Origin of the sequence: Exiguobacterium sp. K1 (genome assembly GCF_033721435.1) — a bacterium.
GTDB classification, from domain to species: Bacteria; Bacillota; Bacilli; order Exiguobacteriales; family Exiguobacteriaceae; genus Exiguobacterium_A; species Exiguobacterium_A artemiae.
In genome coordinates, this window is record NZ_JAOTIT010000001.1 from 35,264 (window position 1) to 55,488 (window position 20,225).

The following is a 20,225-nucleotide window of genomic DNA, read 5'->3' on the forward strand; positions in this document are numbered from 1 at the left end:
TCAACCTTTTTTGTATCAGTATGATGTTAGACGCGAGGACCGGCTGATTTGATGGCATCGGTCGCACTTTCGAAACGCGCGAAGTTCTGTGTGAACTTTTGTGCGAGTGCAGTCGCTTGTTGTTCGTAATCGGATGGATTTGCCCAAACTTTTACCGGATTGAGCAGGTCAGTCGGAACACCAGGTACTTCAATCGGCATATGCAGACCGAAAATCGGATGTTCTTCTGTCGGGATGTCTGCAAGCAGACCGTTGACGGCCGCATTGACCATCGTTCGTGTATAGGAGAGTTTCATCCGGCTTCCTGTACCGTAAGCGCCGCCGGTCCAGCCTGTGTTGACGAGATAGACTGTGACACCGTGACGATCAATCAGTTCCCCGAGCATCGTCGCATATTTTTCCGGAATCAACGGCAGGAATGGTGAACCGAAGCACGTCGAGAATGTGGCTTCCGGTTCTGTAACGCCGCGCTCCGTTCCAGCCAGTTTTGATGTGTAGCCGGACAGGAAGTGATACATCGCCTGTTCTTTCGTCAGTTTACTGATTGGAGGCAAGACACCATAGGCATCCGCCGTCAGAAAGACAATCGTTTTCGGGTGACCGGCGCGTGACGGAACAGCGATGTTGTCGATTGCTGTAATCGGGTAAGCGGCACGTGTATTTTCAGTCAATGAAGTATCATCATAATCCGGAATCCGCGCATCATCGAGGACGACATTTTCAAGAACGGTTCCGAAGCGGATCGCATCAAAGATTTGTGGTTCTTTTTCGCGTGACAGATTGACTGTTTTCGCATAGCAGCCACCTTCGATATTGAAGACACCGTCATGAGACCAACCGTGTTCATCGTCACCGATTAATTGACGACTGTCATCAGCAGACAGCGTGGTCTTACCAGTTCCTGAGAGTCCGAAGAATAAGGCGACATCGCCGTCGTGTCCGACGTTTGCTGAACAGTGCATCGATAAAACGTCCTGTTGAGGTAAAAGATAATTCATGACAGAGAAAATTGATTTTTTGATTTCTCCGGCATACTCTGTTCCGCCAATCAAGACAATCCGGTGTTCGAATGACATCGCGATGAAGGTCTCGGAGTTTGTGCCGTCAACCGCCGGATCCGCTTTAAAGTGTGGTGCGTAGACGACCGTAAACGGTTCAAAGGCCGCAACCGTAGGATATTCACGTAAAAACAGCTGTTTCGCAAATAAATTATGCCAAGCATATTCGGTTACGACGCGCACTGGAAGGGTGAAATGCGTATCGGCACCAGCAGCAGCTTCTGTGTAGTAGAGTTGATCGGCTTCGTTCATGTAACGAAGGACTTTTTGTAACAGTTGCTCGAATTTGTCCGACTCCATCGGTTGATTGACATGACCCCAATCGATATGCATCTCACATGAATCATCACGGACGATGAACTTGTCTTTCGGTGAACGACCTGTAAATTTCCCCGTTTCTACAGACAAAGCACCATTTTCTGCAAGAACTCCTTCTTTGTTGCGAATCGCATGTTCGACTAGTTCAGCAACAGACAGTTGTTTGAACACATGCTCCTTCTTGAGTAGTTCTTCGATATTCAGGACCGTCATCGGCATCCTGACCCCACCTTTCCCCTACGTTGGTTTTGGCTCTACTATTAGTATGACACATTTATTATATATGACATACTAATGATAGAGCAATCATTTTTCATGCGCTGATTTCTATTTATCTGGAAACGCTTTCAGCATTAACAGTTTAACATCTCTTCCGAAATTTTTCGACTAGAAATTAAAACGTTGCTTGACAGAGTGAGCACAAGTTTATATCATGTAATTCGTAACGGATACTCTTATTCTGAGCAGGTGGAGGGAACAAGGCCCGAAGAAACCCGGCAACCGTCTTATATTAATTTCATCATTAATGTAGGAAAAGGTGCTCTCCTGAAGCGAAGTAAACACTTCGAACGATAAGAGGGTAAAGGAAGAACGCACAACCTTTCCCTGACCATTTTTGGACATGGAAAGGTTTTTTTCATTTTACCGTCCCACTCAACTAGGGGAAATGAGTACACCGTCAAATTCTTTTTTGGGAGGGTCAAACATGACAAACCTTAATCGCCGACTGTTTACGTCGGAATCAGTAACAGAAGGTCACCCGGATAAAATCTGTGACCAGATTTCGGATTCAATTTTGGATGCAATTCTTGCAGCCGATCCAAACGCACGTGTTGCGGCAGAAACTTCTGTCACGACAGGACTCGTATTAGTAGCAGGAGAAATCACGACATCAACTTACGTGGATATCCCGAAAGTCGTTCGTGAAACGATTCGCGAAATTGGCTATACACGCGCTAAATACGGTTTCGATGCAGACACTTGTGCTGTATTGACATCAATCGATGAGCAGTCAGCAGACATCGCTCTCGGTGTTGACCAAGCGCTTGAAGCACGCGAAGGAAACATGTCAGATGAAGAAATCGATGCAATCGGAGCAGGAGACCAAGGTCTGATGTTCGGTTATGCAACGAAAGAAACACCTGAACTCATGCCACTTCCGATCTCACTTTCACACAAACTGGCTCGTCGTCTTGCAGAAGTTCGTAAAAACGGACAACTCGATTACCTCCGTCCGGATGGTAAGACGCAAGTCACGGTTGAATACAATGAGAACAATGAACCTGTTCGCGTTGATACAATCGTTATCTCAACACAACATGCAGAAGAAGTGACGCTTGAGCAAATCCAAGCCGATCTGAAAGAACATGTCATCGCACCGGTCATTCCGACTGAGTACATCGATGCCGATACAAAATTCTTCATCAACCCAACTGGTCGTTTCGTCATCGGCGGACCACAAGGGGATGCTGGATTAACAGGCCGTAAAATCATCGTTGATACGTATGGCGGATATGCACGTCACGGCGGTGGAGCTTTCTCTGGTAAAGATCCAACGAAAGTCGACCGTTCAGCTGCTTACGCAGCGCGTTACGTCGCGAAGAACCTCGTAGCTGCAGGTCTTGCAGACAAAGCGGAAGTTCAACTCGCGTACGCAATCGGTGTCGCACATCCGGTATCAATCGCGGTGGATACATTCGGTACAGGAAAACTTCCTGAAGCACAACTGGTCGAATTGGTTGCTGAAAACTTCGATCTTCGCCCGGCTGGAATCATCAACATGCTTGATCTCCGTCGTCCGATCTATCGTCAGACAGCAGCTTATGGTCACTTCGGTCGTACAGACATCGAGTTACCATGGGAGCAGACAGATAAAGCCGCTACTCTTGAAGAGCAGGCAAAACGTTTCGCATAATTCATTGTTCAGAAACATCCTTCTAAAGGGTGTTTCTGAACTTTTTTTGTTTCTCCTGAACTTTGCAGGGATACGACTGAAATTTCTAGAAAAGGGTAAAAGAACATGAGTCTGTATTCTGTAAAAGGAAAAGGGGGATTTCGGTATGGAGATACGCGAAGCGGTTCCGGCTGATGCAGCACGCATTCATGATATTGCGCTCACGTCTTGGATGGACACATATGAGGAAATCTATTCAGAACGCTCGAAAGCCCATTTCGTTCAAGAAGCGTACCCGCAGGAAGAAGTGGTCCGGGCGATTCGGACAGCGGAGGAAGCACGTGGAGAATATTTCAACGTTGGACTGATTGACGGGGAAATCGTCGGTTTCATTCACGCGATTGATGTTGAGGGAACATGGGAAATCGTCCGATTGTATGTCTTGCCGAAATACCAACAAAACGGGATCGGACGCCGGCTGATCCGCGAGCTGGAATTGCAGGGAGCCTCTCCGATCGAAGTGTATGTCGAATCCCGAAACTATAAAGCCCGCCACTTTTTAACGTCGTACGGATTCAAGGAAATCAGCGAGACGACAGAGGAAGTCTTCGGACAAGTGGAACCTGTGACGCGTCTGCAACGTATATATTAAAGAAATGGAATCCGACTTAAGGCGGTTTGGCTGGAGTCGGATTTGTTGCATACTAAACAGATATCGAATGAAGAGGTGAGTTTGTGGTAGAACAACCAACCGGAGTAATCGTTCTTGTATATCCACTCCAATTACGTGCTCGGCCGAGTGAGGCGCTGATTCGTGTATTAGAACGCGAATACGAAGTTCTCCTGGTCGATGCACCCCGTCGTGTATCGTTTGAAGAACATCAACAGCTGTTAAAAGAAGCATTACGTGAAGCCGGTAAACGAAAATTACCGATTCACATCATTGCCTGCAGTATGGGGGCACTTGTCGTCAATCGCCTGCTTCAAGAATATGAGTTGCCGATGGCGAGCCTGACATTCATCTCGCCGTTATTTGATTGGCACAACTCGAAGCAACTAGGCGGCGTCAAACAAGTGTTTGCAAGTGCTTTCGACCGGTTCCGTCCGGATGCTCCGCTCGGCACATTGCCGTTCGGACAGAACAATGAGGATGCTGCACGTCTTGGTGAATTGACGTATGCGGAATATCGCGAGATTGAAGAAGAAATCGTCATCCATGACGAAGAACGTAAGAAACTGCCGCGGGTCCATCTCGCTTGTTTTTATGCACCGGATGATCAGTTCGCCGACGTCAAGCTGACACTTGAAGTGTGCCGGAAAATGGGCGGAGACCAGATTTATCTGCAACGTCTGCACGGTTTCCCGCACTTCAGTTTTGAACGTTTGAATACGCGGTTTGCTGAAAAGCTATTGCTGTTTCTAAAGATGGTGGAAGATTAAACGGCAACAAGAAAAAGAGGAATCCGGATAGCATCGGGATTCCTCTTTTTGTTTAGTCGATTGTTTGTTTCTTTAATTTTTTTTCAATCGCGACGATGAACGGGGGATTGTTTTGCTGATTCAAGAAACGATACTGCAGGACGGCATAATCCTGTTGCGGGAGGGAAGAGACATGTTCCAACACCGCATCGCGTTCACGTCGTCCTTCCGAATGGCCATGGTAGATCACGAGGACAACCAGACCGCCGGGGACAAGAACCGGAAGGAGGGCACGGAGTGCTTCGAGCGTTTCTTCTCCGGTCGTCGTGACGGATTTGTCGCTCCCCGGCAAGTACCCAAGATTAAATACTCCGGCACGGATCGGACGTTGTTCAGCAAACAAGCGGGCTCCGACGTGAATATGGCTTTCATGGTATAAATCGACCCAGTCCAAGACATGAGCTGTCTGCAGACGACGTGTCGTTTCTTCGATGGCCTGCTCCTGGACATCAAACGCGATGACCCGTCCGCTCGGTCCGACCTGTTCGGCAAGGAAATGCGTATCATGACCGTTCCCCGCAGTCATGTCGACGACGCAATCCCCTTCATGGATGACTGATTCCAATAATTCTTTTGCGTAAGGTAATACACGTGCAAGTGACATGGCAAAAACTCCTCTTTCTGATAATATGCTCTATTTTTTTCTAAGTACCCGGAAAATTGACCCTTTAGTCAATTGTATCATTTTTCCGATTGTTCGTTTAATAACGAAGTTCCTTGACAGAGAGGAGAATAATTTCGTAAAGTGGCAAGGTTGGAAACTACATTGGAGGATGCTTACCATGCCGAAATTACCTCGCGCGGTCTGGATTCTGGTATTGGCGATGGCGATCAATACGACAGGATCCTCTTTTTTATGGCCGTTTAATACATTATACATTCATGATTATTTAGGAGAGTCGATGACAAAAGCCGGAATGGCTTTATTCGTCAACTCGGCTCTCGCCATTGTCGGAAACTATATCGGCGGAAAAGCATTCGATCGATTAGGCGGGAAACGGACGCTTGTCATCAGTGTCATTGGACTGGTCCTTGCTTCGATTGGTCTTTGGCTGTTCCATCAGACCTTCACCGGGTATGTGCTGATGTTAGGATTGATCGGATTCGTCGGAGGAATGGTGTTTCCGACCATCTATGCTTTGACCGGTGTCATTTGGCCGGAAGGTGGAAGACGGGCATTTAATGCAATCTATGTTGCCCAAAATGTCGGTGTGGCACTGGGGACCGCAATCAGCGGACAAATTGCAGCAATCGACATCCAGTTCATTTTCATCGCCAATCTGATACTTTACTTATTGTTTGCCGTCGTCCTTTTGGTGGGGCTGAACTGGATTCAAGTGCATCCGGTCAAACGTCAATCGGTATCGGCAGGGGAAGAAGTGCGGGAACCGCTCTCGAAGAGTTCAGTCCGGACGATGTTGTACGTTTCGGTCGGCTATGCGCTCTTGTGGTTTGTGTATGTTCAATGGCAGGGAACATTCGCCGTGCATACAAAATCCCTCGGTGTGACGATTTCCGAGTACTCGATTTTATGGACGATCAACGGTGCACTGATCGTATTTGCGCAACCGTTATTGACACCTGTCCTGCGCTGGTTTGGTGACGACTTGAAACGTCAGTTGCTGACGGGAACCGGCATTTTTCTTTTGTCCTACGCGATCGTGCCTTTTGCCGGCGGATTCAAGATGTTCTTAGTAGCGATGGTCATTTTGACGATCGGTGAGATGTTCATTTGGCCGGCGGTTCCGGCAATGGCAGCCCGCCTGGCTCCGATCGGGAAAGAAGGCGAGTTTCAGGGGTATGTCAATATCGCCGCTTCGGCAGGGCGGATGATCAGTCCGACTGTCGGAGGGCTGATTTATGATTTATCCGGTATGAATGCCGTGTTCATGACATTGATTGGATTGATCCTGCTGGCAGGATTCACATTCGTTCGGGCTATACCAAACAAGGCGGTAAAATGAGAAAAGGACAGAAGCGGTCGCTTGATTCCGCTGTCTGTCTTTTTTGTTGAAGAAGCATATTAAACATGTAAAATGGGTATTGAATTAAAAGGTAAAAATTAATTGATTAACCAAATTAAAGGAAAAATAGTTATGTTCGACGTGTCATATGCCGGAGGTGGAAAAAGATGAGGCGATGTATTTTTGTGGAAGATCAGTTGACGTGGGCATCACTTGTGGAAAATAAATCACTTGATATTTTTTATAGCTATGAATATGTTCATTTGAATGCCCGGACCGATGAATCGGCCGGACTGATTTATTTTCAAGGAGCATCAGGTGAATTATTTTATCCCTTCTTGAAGCGGCGGATTTTTGACACCGAATACTTTGATTTGATTACGCCTTACGGATACGGAGGTCCGGAAATCATTGGTGAGTTGACTTCAGAAGAGCTGACCGATGCCAAACGTTCGTTTCGACAATGGGCGATGCGTCAAAAAATTGTTTCCGAATTGATTCGTTTTAATCCGCTGACGGAAAACCATAAACGTGTAGCAGATTGGACTAAAACGGAATTCATCCGCCACACGACAAGCATCGATCTTCGGCCTTCTGTAGAAGAAATCATGCAGACCTTTCATAAAAAAAACCGGAGTATGATCCGGAAATCCTTGGCGTCAGAGCTGACGGTCCGAAGAGGATCGAAAGAAGATCTGCCAACCTTCATCCGTCTTTACTATCAAACGATGGACCGGAAGGATGCTTCGTCGCATTACTATTTCACGACCGAATATTTTGAACAGTTGTTTCAACCGACGGAATTGTGTGAACCGTTATTGTTAATCGCGGAGTGGCAGGGAGAAGCGGTCGGTGGATATTTCGTCCTGCTCGGGAACGAGTATGCACACGGACATCTGATCGGTTGTCAACGTGATGAACATAAACTTTTTCCGAATCAGCGCCTGGAGTATGAGGCGATTTTACATTCCAAGTCAGCCGGCATGGTCGAGCAGCACCTCGGTGGCGGCTATAAGGAACGGGACAGTCTGTTTGAAAGCAAATGTCGCTATACAGGTTACCGTATGTTTGAATACCACCAAGGAAAGACGATTCTTCTTCCCCATGTCTATGAACAATTGTGTCAACGGTACGGAAGCGACGAAGCAACCAACTATTTCCCGGAATACCGTTATCAAGAGACGGTTTTAGCCACCTGATCATCGGCAGATGATCAGGTTTTTTGGTAGGCTGATAACAGGAGGGGAAATCATGAAAAAAACAGGTTTGATTTTTGATATGGATGGGGTCATCCTCGATAGTGAAATTCAATATTTTAAAGTCCATCAACAGATGTTCAACACGTTATCGATTCCACTGGATTTGACGCAGTATGCGACATTCATGGGGAAAACCGGGGATGAGATGTGGGAGGAACTGATCACACAACACGCGTTACCGCACTCGACGGAAGCATTGCTGGCACTCGAACACGAATTATTCCAACAGCATGCGAAGCCGGAGACCTGCGGTTTGAAGGACGGCGTAAAAGAACTGATGGAACTGGCCCGGACGGAAGGATACCGGATTGCGATTGCGTCCTCGAGTTCACTTGAAAAAATTAAACGTGTCATTACGCATTATGAATTGATGGTCGATGCTTATACGAGCGGATTTGAAGTCCCGCGTTCCAAACCGGATCCGGCGATTTTTCGTCTGGCGGCAGAGAGGATCAATCAGTCACCCGAGGCCTGTATCGTCATTGAAGACGCCGCAAACGGGATGATTGGTGCCAAAAAAGCGGGCATGGAAGTCATTGCCCTGCTCGACGATCGGATGCCGGCACAAGTCTTGCATCATGCGGATCATGCCGTATCATCGCACGCCGCGATTGGAGAAATTTTACGCAACCGTTGACGGTAAGGGAAGGTTCGGCTTACACTTACACATAGATAGTCCATTGCGACGAACTGAAATAGTAAGGGAGTCATTCCGTTTTAGAGAGCTGGTGGTCGGTGCAAACCAGTCGGAATCGTCCTTGAACTCGTCAGGGAGCATGATTCGTGAAATCAAGTAGCGAACTCCGGTCCTTCACACCGTTATCTGTGAATCAAGTGGTCTGCGTCAGCAGACAACGTGGGTGGTACCGCGGGAGACAAACCGGTCTTTCGTCCCTATTCCTAGGGGCGGAGACCGGTTTTTTTGTATATTCAGAGGAGGAATAAAGATGCCGTATAATCATCGTGAAATCGAACCAAAATGGCAAGTGCGTTGGGAACAGGACAATGCGTTCGTCACAACAGAAGATCCGGAAAAAGAAGGTTTTTATGCGTTAGACATGTTTCCTTATCCATCGGGAGCAGGACTTCATGTCGGTCACCCGGAAGGATACACGGCAACCGATATCCTGGCCCGGATGAAACGGATGCAAGGATACAACGTTCTTCACCCGATGGGATGGGATGCGTTTGGACTTCCGGCGGAGCAGTATGCGCTTGATACAGGAAATGACCCGCGGGAGTTCACTGCCCAAAACATCGAAACCTTTAAACGTCAGTTAAAAGACTTGGGATTCTCGTACGACTGGGATCGTGAAATCAATACGACGGATCCGAAATATTACAAATGGACACAGTGGATTTTTACGAAATTGTATGAACAGGGACTCGCTTTCGTTGACGAAGTCGCCGTTAACTGGTGCCCGGCTCTTGGAACGGTGCTTGCGAACGAGGAAGTCATCGACGGGCTGTCCGAGCGTGGTAATCATCCGGTTGTCCGCGTCCCGATGCGGCAGTGGGTTTTAAAAATTACCGAGTATGCGGACCGTTTGCTCGAAGATTTGGATGAACTCGACTGGCCGGAATCCGTCAAGGAAATGCAACGGAACTGGATCGGAAAATCGGAAGGTGCGGAAATCGACTTTACGATCGACGGTCATAAAAAACAAGTGACGGTCTTCACGACACGTCCGGATACCGTCTTCGGCGCAACGTATCTCGTTCTGGCACCGGAGCATCCATTTGTCACGGATATCACAACAGAGGATCACGAAGAAGCGGTTAAAGCATACATCGCGTCTGTCCAGACGAAGTCAGATTTGGAACGGACGGATCTTGCGAAAGAAAAAACAGGCGTCTTCACGGGAGCTTTTGCTGTCAACCCGATTTCCGGCGAACGTCTGCCAATCTGGATCGCCGATTATGTCCTCGCGACATACGGAACAGGCGCGATCATGGCCGTTCCGGCACACGATGAGCGTGATCATGAATTTGCGAAACAGTTTGACCTTCCGATCATCGAAGTCGTCAAAGGCGGTAACGTTGACGAAGCAGCGTATACGGGTGAAGGCGAACACGTCAATTCACAAATGCTCGATGGATTGTCAAAACAGGAGGCGATTGAAACGATCATCGCTGAACTGGAGACGAATCAAGTCGGACGCAAAAAAATCACGTTCCGATTGCGTGACTGGTTATTCAGCCGTCAGCGCTACTGGGGTGAACCGATTCCGGTCGTCCACATGGAAGACGGAACGATGAAGACACTCGATAAATCGGAACTTCCGCTTGAATTGCCGATGATTCCGGAAATCAAGCCGTCCGGCACAGGTGAATCACCACTCGCCCTTGCAGAAGACTGGCTCGATTACACGGATCCGGTCACGGGACTTAAAGGACGCCGCGAGACGAATACGATGCCACAATGGGGCGGCAGCTGCTGGTACTACCTCCGCTTCATTGATCCGCATAATGAAGAGGCGATTGCCGATCCGGAAAAACTAAAATACTGGCTTCCGGTCGATATTTATATCGGAGGAGCCGAGCATGCCGTGCTTCATTTACTGTATGCCCGCTTCTGGCATAAAGTCTTGTATGATATCGGTGTCGTACCGACGAAAGAACCATTCCAAAAGTTGTATAACCAAGGGATGATTCTTGGAGAAAACAATGAAAAAATGTCGAAATCACGCGGAAACGTCATCAATCCGGATGAAATCGTCAAATCGCACGGTGCAGATACACTCCGCTTGTACGAAATGTTCATGGGACCGCTTGATGCTTCGGTGTCGTGGTCGGAGAACGGTCTTGACGGGGCACGTCGTTTCCTTGACCGCGTCTGGCGTCTGTTCGAACGGACGGCGGACATTCAGGACGTGACGACAGTCGATGCAGACTTTGAACGTGTCTACCATCAGACGGTTAAAAAAGTAACGGAAGACTTCACGAACATTCAGTTCAACACCGGAATTTCGCAGTTGATGGTCTTCGTCAACGAGGCTAATAAACAACCGGTCTTACCGCGTCACTTCCTTCGCGGATTCATTCAATTGCTGACCCCGGTCGCACCGCACCTCGGGGAAGAGTTATGGGAACAGCTTGGTTTTGAGGATACATTGACATATGCGGCATGGCCGACATTTGACGAAACGAAACTCGTCAGCGATACAATGGAATTCGTCATTCAAGTCAACGGTAAAGTCCGTTCGAAGCTCGTCATCAGCATGGAGGCAACAAAAGAAGAAATTGAAGCCCTTGCGTTTGCCGATGAAAAAACACAAGAATGGATTGGCGATAAAACAGTTCGAAAAGTCATCGTCGTTCCGAAAAAACTGATCAATATCGTAGCGAACTAAGGCAAAACCCCTCATCTGATTCGTCAGATGGAGGGGTTTTCGGTTATCTCCGTCGCAAGTCCGCTTTTTTTTTAGGGCGCCTTCTGCTAAACTGAATCAGAAACCGAGACAGAAAGGCGATTTGTGTAAATGAAACGAACTTATATAGTCTATACAACGATTTTTGCCGTCGTCTCCGGTCTGATCCTTTGTGTGTCGCTCGTCTTTTCGAGACCTGAGACCGTCGCACAAATCAAAGAGACGTTTGCCAAAATTGAGACACAATCGAAACACCAAGCAGCAGTCAAACAAGTACCGGCGAAAACACCGTCTTCCATTCCGAATCCGGAAGAACCATTGATCAAAAACGTTCAACAGATGTTGTACGATGATTCGATCGGTTCCTATCTTGTCGTAACGGAAGATTATCACTTTTTTGAAATCAGCGGGACCGGTGAACGAATCAATGCGTCATTCCAAATCGAGGATGAAGGCAAGTTGATGTTATCGGGACTTGACGGCATGACGCTCGTTGACGGCGAGACTGTCGCCTTATTGACGTCCAATCAAATTCTCGTGACCGTCAAACGGGATGAAGGCGTCTGGAAAGAAGACAAGCGGGAACGGGTGGCAGGTACGACGATCCGCGACAGTTTCCACGGACTCGGTTACGATGCCAAGAAAAAACAATTCTACACGATCAATCACATTCGTTCGTTAGCACGAAGTGAACTGACGTATTTCACGACGAAACAAGATGAAATAAAAATCGATAAAGACGCGACCGCAAAGGAAAAACGCGCCTTAAAGAAAAAACAAAAACCGCCGTATTTGACGATTGTAGAGCGGAAGCGGATTGACACGGCCGGCGGCATGCGCAGTGATGCGAAAAAAGCCTTCACGGAAAACTTCCGTCCGATTGGTCTTGCCGAACGGCAAGGGCGGATTTACACGCTGGATTCGGAAGCATTATTCCTGTATTCGATTGACACGAAAGATGTGACGATTACAGGGGAGTCGGCAAGCCCGAAAGTCTACGGGGCAGAAGGTATATTTGTTCAGGACAATGAGTTGTTTGCTTTGATCCAAACGGATAAATTCTCGAGCCGTTCGTTTACACCAATCGACTAAAAGGCTAGCTCCGTGTGGAACTAGCCTTTTTGTCATAACGCGGTCAGTGCAGCATTCGTGCCGGCGCAATGGCCGGTCACGAAAGCGGCTGTGATATTGTAACCGCCTGTATAGCCGTGAATGTCGAGGATTTCGCCGGCGAAAAAGAGACCGTCTGCTTTTTTCGACATCATCGTTTTTGGTTGGATTTCCTTGATCGAAACACCGCCGCCGGTGACGAACGCTTTATCAAAGTCGAGTGTTCCGACTGCTTGAAGCGGGAAGCGTTTGAGCGTCGCCAGCAATAGAGTGAAGTCCTGTTTTTTAATTTGCGTACAGACTTCATCTCCAAAACCAATCCGGGCAAATAATAGATCGAGCAATCGTTCCGGAACAAATCCTTTTAACGCATTGCGGACCGTTTTTTTCGGGTTAGCGGCAAGGGCAGCTTGGAACCGTTCCGTCAGGGCACCAATCGATTCTTCCGGGAACAAGTCGATCGAAAGATGGACAACACGCTCACCAGACCGTTTTCTTTCTTTGATCGTGTACTGACTGCACCGTAAAGCAATCGGACCACTCAGACCGAAATGGGTAAATAACAGATCGCCGGTGTGCGTCTTGATCGGTTTATCTTTTTTACCGTGAACCGTCAGCGCGACGTCACGTAACGAAAGACCCTGAAGTGTCTTTTCTTGGATGAACGTATCGTTCAGTAAAATCGGCACTTCGGTCGGGAAAAGTTCTGTGATCGTATGACCGGCTTTACGTGCCCAAGGATAACCGTCGCCGGTTGAACCGGTATGGGGAACCGATTGTCCACCGACAGCGACGACACAACTCTTCGCTTCGAGGCGGGATCCGTCCGCAAGCAGGACGGCTGCGAACGAACCGTCCGGATGGAAGTCAAGTGTTGCAACTTCCGCATTGATTTGAATTTCAGCGCCGTGCTGGCGGATTTGATCAATCAATACCCGGACGACGTCAGCTGCTTTATCGGAAACCGGGAACATCCGTCCATTATCCTCTTCCTTCAGAGCGACACCAAAGCCCTCGAACAGTTCAATGATGGATTCGTTATTGAACTGAGAAAAGGCACTGTAGAGAAAACGGCCGTTTCCGGGAATCGATTGAACCAATTCTTCCAATGGTTTGCGGTTCGTGACGTTGCATCGACCGCCGCCTGAAATTGCCAATTTTCGTCCGAGTTTACTTCCTTTATCGAGCAAAAGCGTCTTAGCGCCTGCTTGTAACGAGGCGAGCGTTGCCATTAAGCCGCTTGGTCCGCCTCCGATTACGATTACATCATACATGTGGTCACCTCATTTGTTGGATTCTGCTTGTTTCACTTTAGCAGAAGTTTGTACTGTAAACAAACCGTCTCTTTCTTTTATGGAAGCTGAGCGGTATAATGATTTGCAATTGTGCAAGAGAGAACTTGTATATTGAGACGTTTATCGAGTCAAGAAAAAATAGAAAGTGCGAGGAAGGTTATCCATGTCGACTGTGAGCAAAAAGCAAGAAACTTCATCCAGTAATACCGGATTCGTTCGTGGAACGATGTTGTTGTCCGGTGCATCACTCATCTCCCGTGCCCTTGGTCTGATTTATCTGTTTCCGTTTCAGTTCATGGTCGGAGCGACGGGAATCATGTTTTACACGTATGCCTATAACTATTATGCCATCATGATTGGTCTCGCAACAGCCGGTATCCCGGTCGCCGTCTCGAAGTTTGTCGCGAAGTACAATGCGATGGGGGAATATGACACGAGCGAGCGTTTATATCGATCCGGATTAAAAATCATGTCCATCACCGGTGTCGTTTCCTTTCTGGCCTTATTCTTACTGGCTCCGTATCTGGCTCACCGGGCAATTCCCGGAGGAGATGTCGACTCGGCCTCTTACGTCGATGCCGTCACGATGACGATCCGCGGTGTCAGCTTTGCCTTGATTCTGATTCCGGCGATGAGTATGACGCGCGGATATTTCCAAGGATATCAATCGATGGGACCGACTGCGATTTCGCAAATCCTGGAACAGATTGTCCGGATCATCTTTTTACTGGCCGGCGTCAGCATCGCGATTTATCTGTTTGATACGGATGCAGCCTGGGCAGCAACGATTGCGACATTCAGTGCCTTCATCGGGGCAATCGGCAGTGTCGCTGTGCTCGTTTATTATTTCCGGAAACGTGCTCCCGGCTTAAAAGCGTTACGCGACGGTCAGACGACGATATCGCCGAATCGTCCATTATCAGGGTTGTATAAAGAACTGTTGACGTATGCGATTCCGATCGTCATGGTCGGTCTGTCGACACCGCTTTATCAGGTCATTGATCAAAACACGATGAATGCGGCTTTACAAAGCATCGGATACACGCTTGAAGCCGCCGGAAACGCAACAGCCTATCTGATTGCAGATAGTCATAAAATTGTCTTGATTCCGGTTTCGGTCGCGACAGGATTATCCTTATCCGCGACACCACTTTTGACGGCCTCGTTTACACAAGGGGATATGCGGAAAGTCCGGAAACAAATTTCGCAAATTTACCAGCTGGCCTTTTTCGTAACGATCCCAGCGGTCGTCGGTATGATTTTACTGAGTGAAGAGACATTCCATGTCTTATTCCCGAGAGATCAGGCGGCATGGGTCTATTTATTAAGTTATGCACCAAGTGCGTTATTCCTCGCATTGTATTCCGTGACAGCGGCAGTACTGCAAGGAATCAACCGGCAGTATTTCACGATTATTGCGACACTGGCAGGATTGCTGACGAAGTATCTGTTGAACGCACCGTTGATTCACTGGACCGGAGACGGAACAGGGGCCGGATATGCAACCATCCTTGGATACGTCGTCGCAACCGGATTGATGTTCTTCCGGATTACACAAACGGTTCAGTTCCCGTTCAGCACAGTCTTGCGCCGGACGTCACTGATTATGATCATCAGTGCCATCATGGGTGCGAGCGTCGCGCTCGTCAAATGGGGATTAGCAGCTCTGCTTCCCGCTACGACGATCGGTTCACTCATCATCTTAATCGTCGGAGCCGGAATCGGGATTGTCGTCTTTGCAGGTCTTGCCATTTGGAGCGGTCTTGCGGAAGCCGTACTTGGACGAAAATTTTCAATGAAACGAGGACGAGGAAATGCGTCTAGATAAATTACTCTCAAACATGGGAGCAGGATCCCGAAAAGAAGTAAAACAATTACTCAAGTCGGGTGCGATTCAAGTCGATGGCGAAATCGTCTACGACCCGAAACAGCACGTCGATACAGAAAATCAACAAGTGTTATTATACGGCGAACCGGTCACGTATCAAAAATTCATTTATTTAATGATGAACAAACCGCCCGGCGTAATCAGTGCGACAGAAGATAAGCGGGATCAAACCGTGATTGATTTACTGTTTGACGACGTGACGTACTTCAAACCGTTCCCGGTCGGACGACTCGACAAGGATACGGAAGGGTTGCTCTTGCTGACGAATGACGGATCATTTAATCATGCATTGATGTCACCGAAAAAACACGTCGAGAAAGTCTATTATGCGGAAGTCATCGGTACGCTGACAGAAGAGGACGTGGAGGAAGTTGCAGAAGGGGTCACACTTGAGGACGGCTATAAAACAAAGCCGGGCAAGCTGATTATCTTGGAAGCAACGGACGAAACATCAACACTCGAGCTGACGATTACCGAAGGGAAGTTCCATCAGGTCAAACGGATGATGCTTGCTCTCGGAAAAGAAGTGACGTATCTGAAACGGTTGTCAATCGGACAATTGCCGCTTGATCCGACACTTGAAGCAGGAGAATACCGGGAACTCACACGTGGCGAATTAGCCTTGTTTGACTGGAAACCGGAATGAAAAAAGGACGCTCTTCTTATAGAAGGGCGCCCTTTTTGAATTATTGATTACGCAACGCTTCTGCAATCGGGAAGGGACCGCTTAATACTTCGAACTGACGTGTTTGAGTCGGGTGATCAATCAAGGTTACGAAGAGGGCCGCGATATCATCACGTGAGACTTCGCGTCCTTCATACGAATCAAAGTGTTCTTTTGTCTCGATCGTACCGCTCGGTTCATCATAACTGAGTGGACCCGGACGGACAATCGTATAATCGAGACCGCTGTCTTTTAAATGACGGTCGGCCGCACCTTTTGATTCCAGATAAACTTTTAAATCACCTTGCGGATGATCGGCACCGATTGAACTGAGCATCAAGAAACGCTCAATCCCGCTTGCTTTGGCCGCATCGATGACTTTAATGGCTCCATCCTGGTCGACGGCGCGCGTCAACTCTTCCGAAGCTCCGCCGGCACCGGCTGCAAAAATAACGAGATCCGCATCTTTGACGACATCTGTCACATCTTTCGTTAAATCACCAAGACGGACCTCGGATGCGCCAAGGGCGATTAAGTCATTGATTTGATTTTCTTCCCGTACGACGGCGATAGCTTGATGCTGACCTTGTTTTCCGATCAGTTCAACCATTTTTCGCCCGGTTGTTCCGTTTGCTCCAATGATTAAAATATTCATCTCATCATCTCCTTCTCAAACTAGATATACCCTGCCTGAAAAAAAAATAACAAAAAAAGACGCGAAGGATTCGCGTCGTTACAGAAAATAGTTTGGTGAAACATCTTAATCAGCCGGCTTGTCGTTGTTTTTTACTTGATGTCCAAGTACCGCGTCTTGGGCTTACAATGAGGTTGTTGTATTCGAGCACGTTCAAGTCACGCTGGACGGTTCTTGAAGTAATGCCGAATTCTTCAACCAAGTCTGCTGTCGTAGTAGCTCCGTTCTCATTGATATAGAGATAAATCGATTTAATCCGGGTCAACATACGGTCTGTAGAATCTTTCATTGGTATAACCACTCCCCCAATGGATAGAATAGTGTTCTAAAGCTTCGGGTGACAAAAGACGATGATGAATTAAGTTGTTTCGCCTTTAGTATAACTCTTTTAATATAGAATGCAAGTAATTTAACCGAACGTTTTCAAAAAACACATAAACTTTCAATAGTTAATAGCGAATGAAACGTCTTTTATTCATTTTAATGTTCGTTAAAAACGTAATAACAAAAGATTTGGTATTTTGGATGTTCGTAATTGTCAAATTTTCGCTATACTTAAAGGTGAACGAATTAGCGGACAAGGGAGAGAAGTCAAATGGTCAATTGGAAAGAAGAAGTCATGGCACGACGTGAAGATCTCTTAGTTGATTTAAAGGAACTATTAAGCATACCGAGTATTCTCGATGAAACGACGATTCAAGAAGGTGCTCCGTTCGGGACGGAAGTCAAACGGGCACTCGATTGGATGCTTGCGCTGGGGGAACGGGATGGATTTATTACGAAGAACGTCGACGGATATGCCGGTCACCTCGAGTATGGTCAAGGAGATGAATTACTCGGAATCCTCTGCCACCTGGACGTCGTACCAGCAGGCGGTGACAATTGGACATACGGCCCGTTCAATCCGACATTAGCCGACGGGAAATTGATTGCGCGGGGTGCAATCGATGATAAGGGACCCACGATGGCGGCGTATTATGCCTTGAAGATCGTCAAAGAGTTGGGGCTTCCGCTTTCAAAACGGATTCGTTTGATTGCCGGTGGGGATGAAGAAAGCGAATGGCGCTGTGTGAATCATTACTTCAAGCATGAAGAAATGCCGACGCTTGGATTTGCACCGGATGCTGATTTCCCTATCATTAACGCTGAAAAAGGATTGTATGACGGATTACTCGTTCAAGGTAAACCCGTAAAAGCAGCAGATACAGGCTATCAACTCGTTCGTTTCGAAGGCGGAGAGCGTCCGAATATGGTACCGGGTCACGCGACGGCTACGGTTCATGTCGCTGAACGGGGAACGATCGAAGAAGATTTCCATCAGTATCTGGAGAAACAAGGTGTGACAGGGACAGTCAAGGAGACGGCTGAAGGACTTGTCTTTGATGTCATCGGCGTCGCGGCGCATGCGATGGAACCGGATAACGGGAAAAACGCAGCCCTTCATTTGGCGCGTTTCCTGCATACCCTTCATCTTGATTACAATGGCCGCCGTTATCTCGAGATGGTCGTGCACATGTTCCGTGATTCACGCGGTGTGGCGCTTGGTGTGGCTGCATCCGATGAAACCGGCGACTTGACGATCAACGGAGGCGTTTTCCGTTACGGACAAGGGCAAGGGACGGCTTCGCTTAATATCCGTTATCCTTATAGTGCTGATTTCACAGAACGCTTACAGCTGATTAAAGAAGCAGCCATCGCATACGGGTTCGAACTTCAAACACGCACACATATGCCGCCGCATCATGTCGATCCGAACCATGAACTGATCCGGACACTCAGTGCGGTCTATGAACGGCAAACCAATCAAAAGGCCGACTTGATTGCGATCGGTGGCGGAACCTATGCCCGTTCGTTGACAGCAGGTGTTGCATTTGGACCTGTTTTCCCGGGCGGACCGGAAGTCGCGCACCAAGTGGATGAGTATGTTGATTTTGAAGAGTTGTTATTAGCCGTCGCCATCTATGCAGAAGCGATTTACGAATTGGCGAAATAAACATCTGTTCATCTGAAAAACCAATTTATAAGGAAATGAATCCCCCGAATCCATTGTGATAGGGGGATTGATTCTTGAAGGAGAGTCAGTTGTGATCCATCGTCAAAAATATCATTTTCAAGCCCTGTATTTTTTCATCTTCTTTGGGCAAGGTGCACTTATTCCCTATTTGGCACTGTATTTTTCCAATGATGCGTTTCAATTATCAGCATCGGAAATCGGAACGATTGTTGCAGTAGGTCCCGTATTATCGATTGTCTTACAGCCGATTTGGGGAATGGCCGCCGACCGGTTCGGGCGACCGAAACGTTTACTGTTGGTGGCCTTACTCGCGGCAGGTCTCTTAACCATCAGTTATTTACTGACTTCTATTTACTTATTTCTGTTATTGATTTCTTCACTCTGGGCGTTGTTCCAGTGTGCACATATTCCGCTCGTCGATACATTGGCGATTGAATTCTCCAAAAGAAAATCAGTCGACTACGGGGCGTTACGCTTATTTGGCTCCGCCGGTTTTGCGCTCGCTGTCTTTATTCTCGGTCAGGTGACGGAACAGGGCTCGCTCGGTGCAATTTTTTATGCGAGTGGAACAGCACTCGTTCTAGGATTTCTGGTGTTGATTGGCATTGAAGAAACCCCTGTTTCGACGGTCGAACGTGAACACATTCCGTTGAAGGCTTTGTTTTCGAATAAACGTTTTTTACTGTTTTTAGCAGGCGGCAGTTTAGTGTTTGGACCGATTTTTGCCAATAATTATTACTTCGGCAGTTACGTGACGATTCGTGGAGAATCGACGGCACTCGTCGGAACGCTGTTTTTTGTTGCGGTGTTATGTGAAATTCCATTCATGCGTATTGCGACACGAGTCATGATGCGGTTTGGGCCGATTCCTGTCTTGGTGTTTATTTCCGTCTTATCCGCGTTGCGGACCGGAATCTTGGCGCTTGAGCCGCCAATTTTTACACTTTGGATTTTGGCGGCATTACAAGGATTCATCATCGGTCTGTTGATTCCGGTCGCTCTTGATTATGTCCGCTCGCTGGTACCGCCTTCAACAGTGGCGACGGCAGTCAGTACGTATATGGCGACGACGACCGGTCTTGCGACGGCATTATTCAATTTAATGAGCGGGATTGTTTTGGATCAATGGACCATCTACGCGGTATTTTGGGTATATACAGGTAGTAGCCTGTTAGGTGCTTGTTTGTATCTGATTAGCTCAAAAATCAAGGAGTGAT

17 protein-coding genes, 1 riboswitch and 1 other annotated feature are annotated in these 20,225 nt (G+C 47.7%); of the genes, 12 read left to right on the forward strand and 5 right to left on the reverse strand.

The features are described 5' to 3' along the window. Nucleotides 1–26: 26 nt before the first annotated feature. Nucleotides 27–1,595 (reverse strand): phosphoenolpyruvate carboxykinase (ATP), encoded by a 1,569-nt coding sequence (gene pckA, locus N7U64_RS00190; protein WP_318927769.1) that lies wholly within the window; start codon nt 1,593–1,595, stop codon nt 27–29. Nucleotides 1,596–1,828: 233 nt separating this feature from the next. After that, nucleotides 1,829–1,955: riboswitch (SAM riboswitch) on the forward strand. Between the two features lie 127 nt (nt 1,956–2,082). Here pckA and metK point away from each other — a divergent pair. The 3 genes from metK (at nt 2,083) to N7U64_RS00205 (ending at nt 4,710) form a co-directional block, all read left to right on the forward strand. After that, nucleotides 2,083–3,291, forward strand: a complete 1,209-nt coding sequence (gene metK / locus N7U64_RS00195) for a methionine adenosyltransferase (protein ID WP_012371152.1) — start codon at nt 2,083–2,085, stop codon at nt 3,289–3,291. A gap of 145 nt (nt 3,292–3,436) precedes the next feature. Further along, a complete protein-coding gene (locus N7U64_RS00200) occupies nt 3,437–3,922 on the forward strand; it encodes a GNAT family N-acetyltransferase (RefSeq protein ID WP_214849461.1) in 486 nt (161 codons plus the stop codon). Nucleotides 3,923–4,005: 83 nt separating this feature from the next. Continuing rightward, complete coding sequence (locus N7U64_RS00205) at nt 4,006–4,710, forward strand: serine aminopeptidase domain-containing protein (RefSeq protein WP_012371150.1); 705 nt, start codon at nt 4,006–4,008, stop codon at nt 4,708–4,710. Between the two features lie 52 nt (nt 4,711–4,762). Here N7U64_RS00205 and N7U64_RS00210 read toward each other — a convergent pair whose 3' ends face one another. Beyond that, entirely contained in the window at nt 4,763–5,353 is a 591-nt protein-coding gene (locus N7U64_RS00210; RefSeq protein WP_318927776.1) for a class I SAM-dependent methyltransferase, read from the reverse strand. Nucleotides 5,354–5,531: 178 nt separating this feature from the next. Here N7U64_RS00210 and N7U64_RS00215 point away from each other — a divergent pair, with 178 nt between their 5' ends. The 5 genes from N7U64_RS00215 to N7U64_RS00235 all read left to right on the forward strand — a co-directional run bounded on the left by N7U64_RS00215 (nt 5,532) and on the right by N7U64_RS00235 (nt 12,435). Continuing rightward, nucleotides 5,532–6,713 (forward strand): MDR family MFS transporter, encoded by a 1,182-nt coding sequence (locus N7U64_RS00215; RefSeq protein WP_290827415.1) that lies wholly within the window; start codon nt 5,532–5,534, stop codon nt 6,711–6,713. 167 nt (nt 6,714–6,880) lie between these two features. Then, the gene (locus N7U64_RS00220; RefSeq protein WP_318927779.1) at nt 6,881–7,912 is read left to right on the forward strand and encodes a peptidoglycan bridge formation glycyltransferase FemA/FemB family protein; all 1,032 of its coding nucleotides are present in this window, start codon (nt 6,881–6,883) and stop codon (nt 7,910–7,912) included. 52 nt (nt 7,913–7,964) lie between these two features. Beyond that, nucleotides 7,965–8,609 carry an HAD family phosphatase gene (locus N7U64_RS00225; protein WP_318927781.1) on the forward strand — a complete coding sequence of 215 codons (645 nt, stop codon included), beginning with the start codon at nt 7,965–7,967 and terminating at the stop codon, nt 8,607–8,609. 39 nt (nt 8,610–8,648) lie between these two features. After that, nucleotides 8,649–8,871 (forward strand) — a binding site (T-box leader). Between the two features lie 48 nt (nt 8,872–8,919). Then, nucleotides 8,920–11,325: a leucine--tRNA ligase gene (leuS, locus tag N7U64_RS00230; protein ID WP_318927784.1), complete on the forward strand. Its 2,406-nt coding sequence runs from the start codon at nt 8,920–8,922 to the stop codon at nt 11,323–11,325. A gap of 129 nt (nt 11,326–11,454) precedes the next feature. Further along, complete coding sequence (locus tag N7U64_RS00235; RefSeq protein WP_318927786.1) at nt 11,455–12,435, forward strand: hypothetical protein; 981 nt, start codon at nt 11,455–11,457, stop codon at nt 12,433–12,435. Between the two features lie 32 nt (nt 12,436–12,467). Here the strand turns inward: N7U64_RS00235 and N7U64_RS00240 are convergent, their stop codons facing one another. Further along, the gene (locus N7U64_RS00240) at nt 12,468–13,727 is read right to left on the reverse strand and encodes an NAD(P)/FAD-dependent oxidoreductase (RefSeq protein WP_318927788.1); all 1,260 of its coding nucleotides are present in this window, start codon (nt 13,725–13,727) and stop codon (nt 12,468–12,470) included. A 184-nt stretch (nt 13,728–13,911) separates the two neighbouring features. Here N7U64_RS00240 and N7U64_RS00245 point away from each other — a divergent pair, with 184 nt between their 5' ends. Continuing rightward, a complete protein-coding gene (locus N7U64_RS00245; RefSeq protein WP_318927790.1) occupies nt 13,912–15,576 on the forward strand; it encodes a polysaccharide biosynthesis protein in 1,665 nt (554 codons plus the stop codon). Continuing rightward, on the forward strand, nt 15,563–16,282 hold the full coding sequence (locus N7U64_RS00250) for a pseudouridine synthase (RefSeq protein WP_012371140.1): 720 nt from the start codon (nt 15,563–15,565) through the stop codon (nt 16,280–16,282). Before N7U64_RS00245 ends, N7U64_RS00250 begins: the two co-directional genes overlap by 14 nt. Before the next feature lie 40 nt (nt 16,283–16,322). Here N7U64_RS00250 and N7U64_RS00255 read toward each other — a convergent pair whose 3' ends face one another. Beyond that, nucleotides 16,323–16,955 carry an NAD(P)-binding oxidoreductase gene (locus N7U64_RS00255; protein ID WP_318927793.1) on the reverse strand — a complete coding sequence of 211 codons (633 nt, stop codon included), beginning with the start codon at nt 16,953–16,955 and terminating at the stop codon, nt 16,323–16,325. A 109-nt stretch (nt 16,956–17,064) separates the two neighbouring features. Further along, entirely contained in the window at nt 17,065–17,283 is a 219-nt protein-coding gene (locus N7U64_RS00260) for a DeoR family transcriptional regulator (RefSeq protein WP_012371138.1), read from the reverse strand. 306 nt (nt 17,284–17,589) lie between these two features. Between N7U64_RS00260 and pepV the strand changes: the two genes are divergently transcribed. Both pepV and N7U64_RS00270 read left to right on the forward strand, forming a co-directional pair. Continuing rightward, nucleotides 17,590–18,987, forward strand: a complete 1,398-nt coding sequence (gene pepV, locus N7U64_RS00265) for a dipeptidase PepV (protein ID WP_318927798.1) — start codon at nt 17,590–17,592, stop codon at nt 18,985–18,987. 91 nt (nt 18,988–19,078) lie between these two features. Further along, nucleotides 19,079–20,224 (forward strand): MFS transporter, encoded by a 1,146-nt coding sequence (locus tag N7U64_RS00270; protein ID WP_318927800.1) that lies wholly within the window; start codon nt 19,079–19,081, stop codon nt 20,222–20,224. The last annotated feature ends 1 nt before the right edge of the window (nt 20,225 follow it).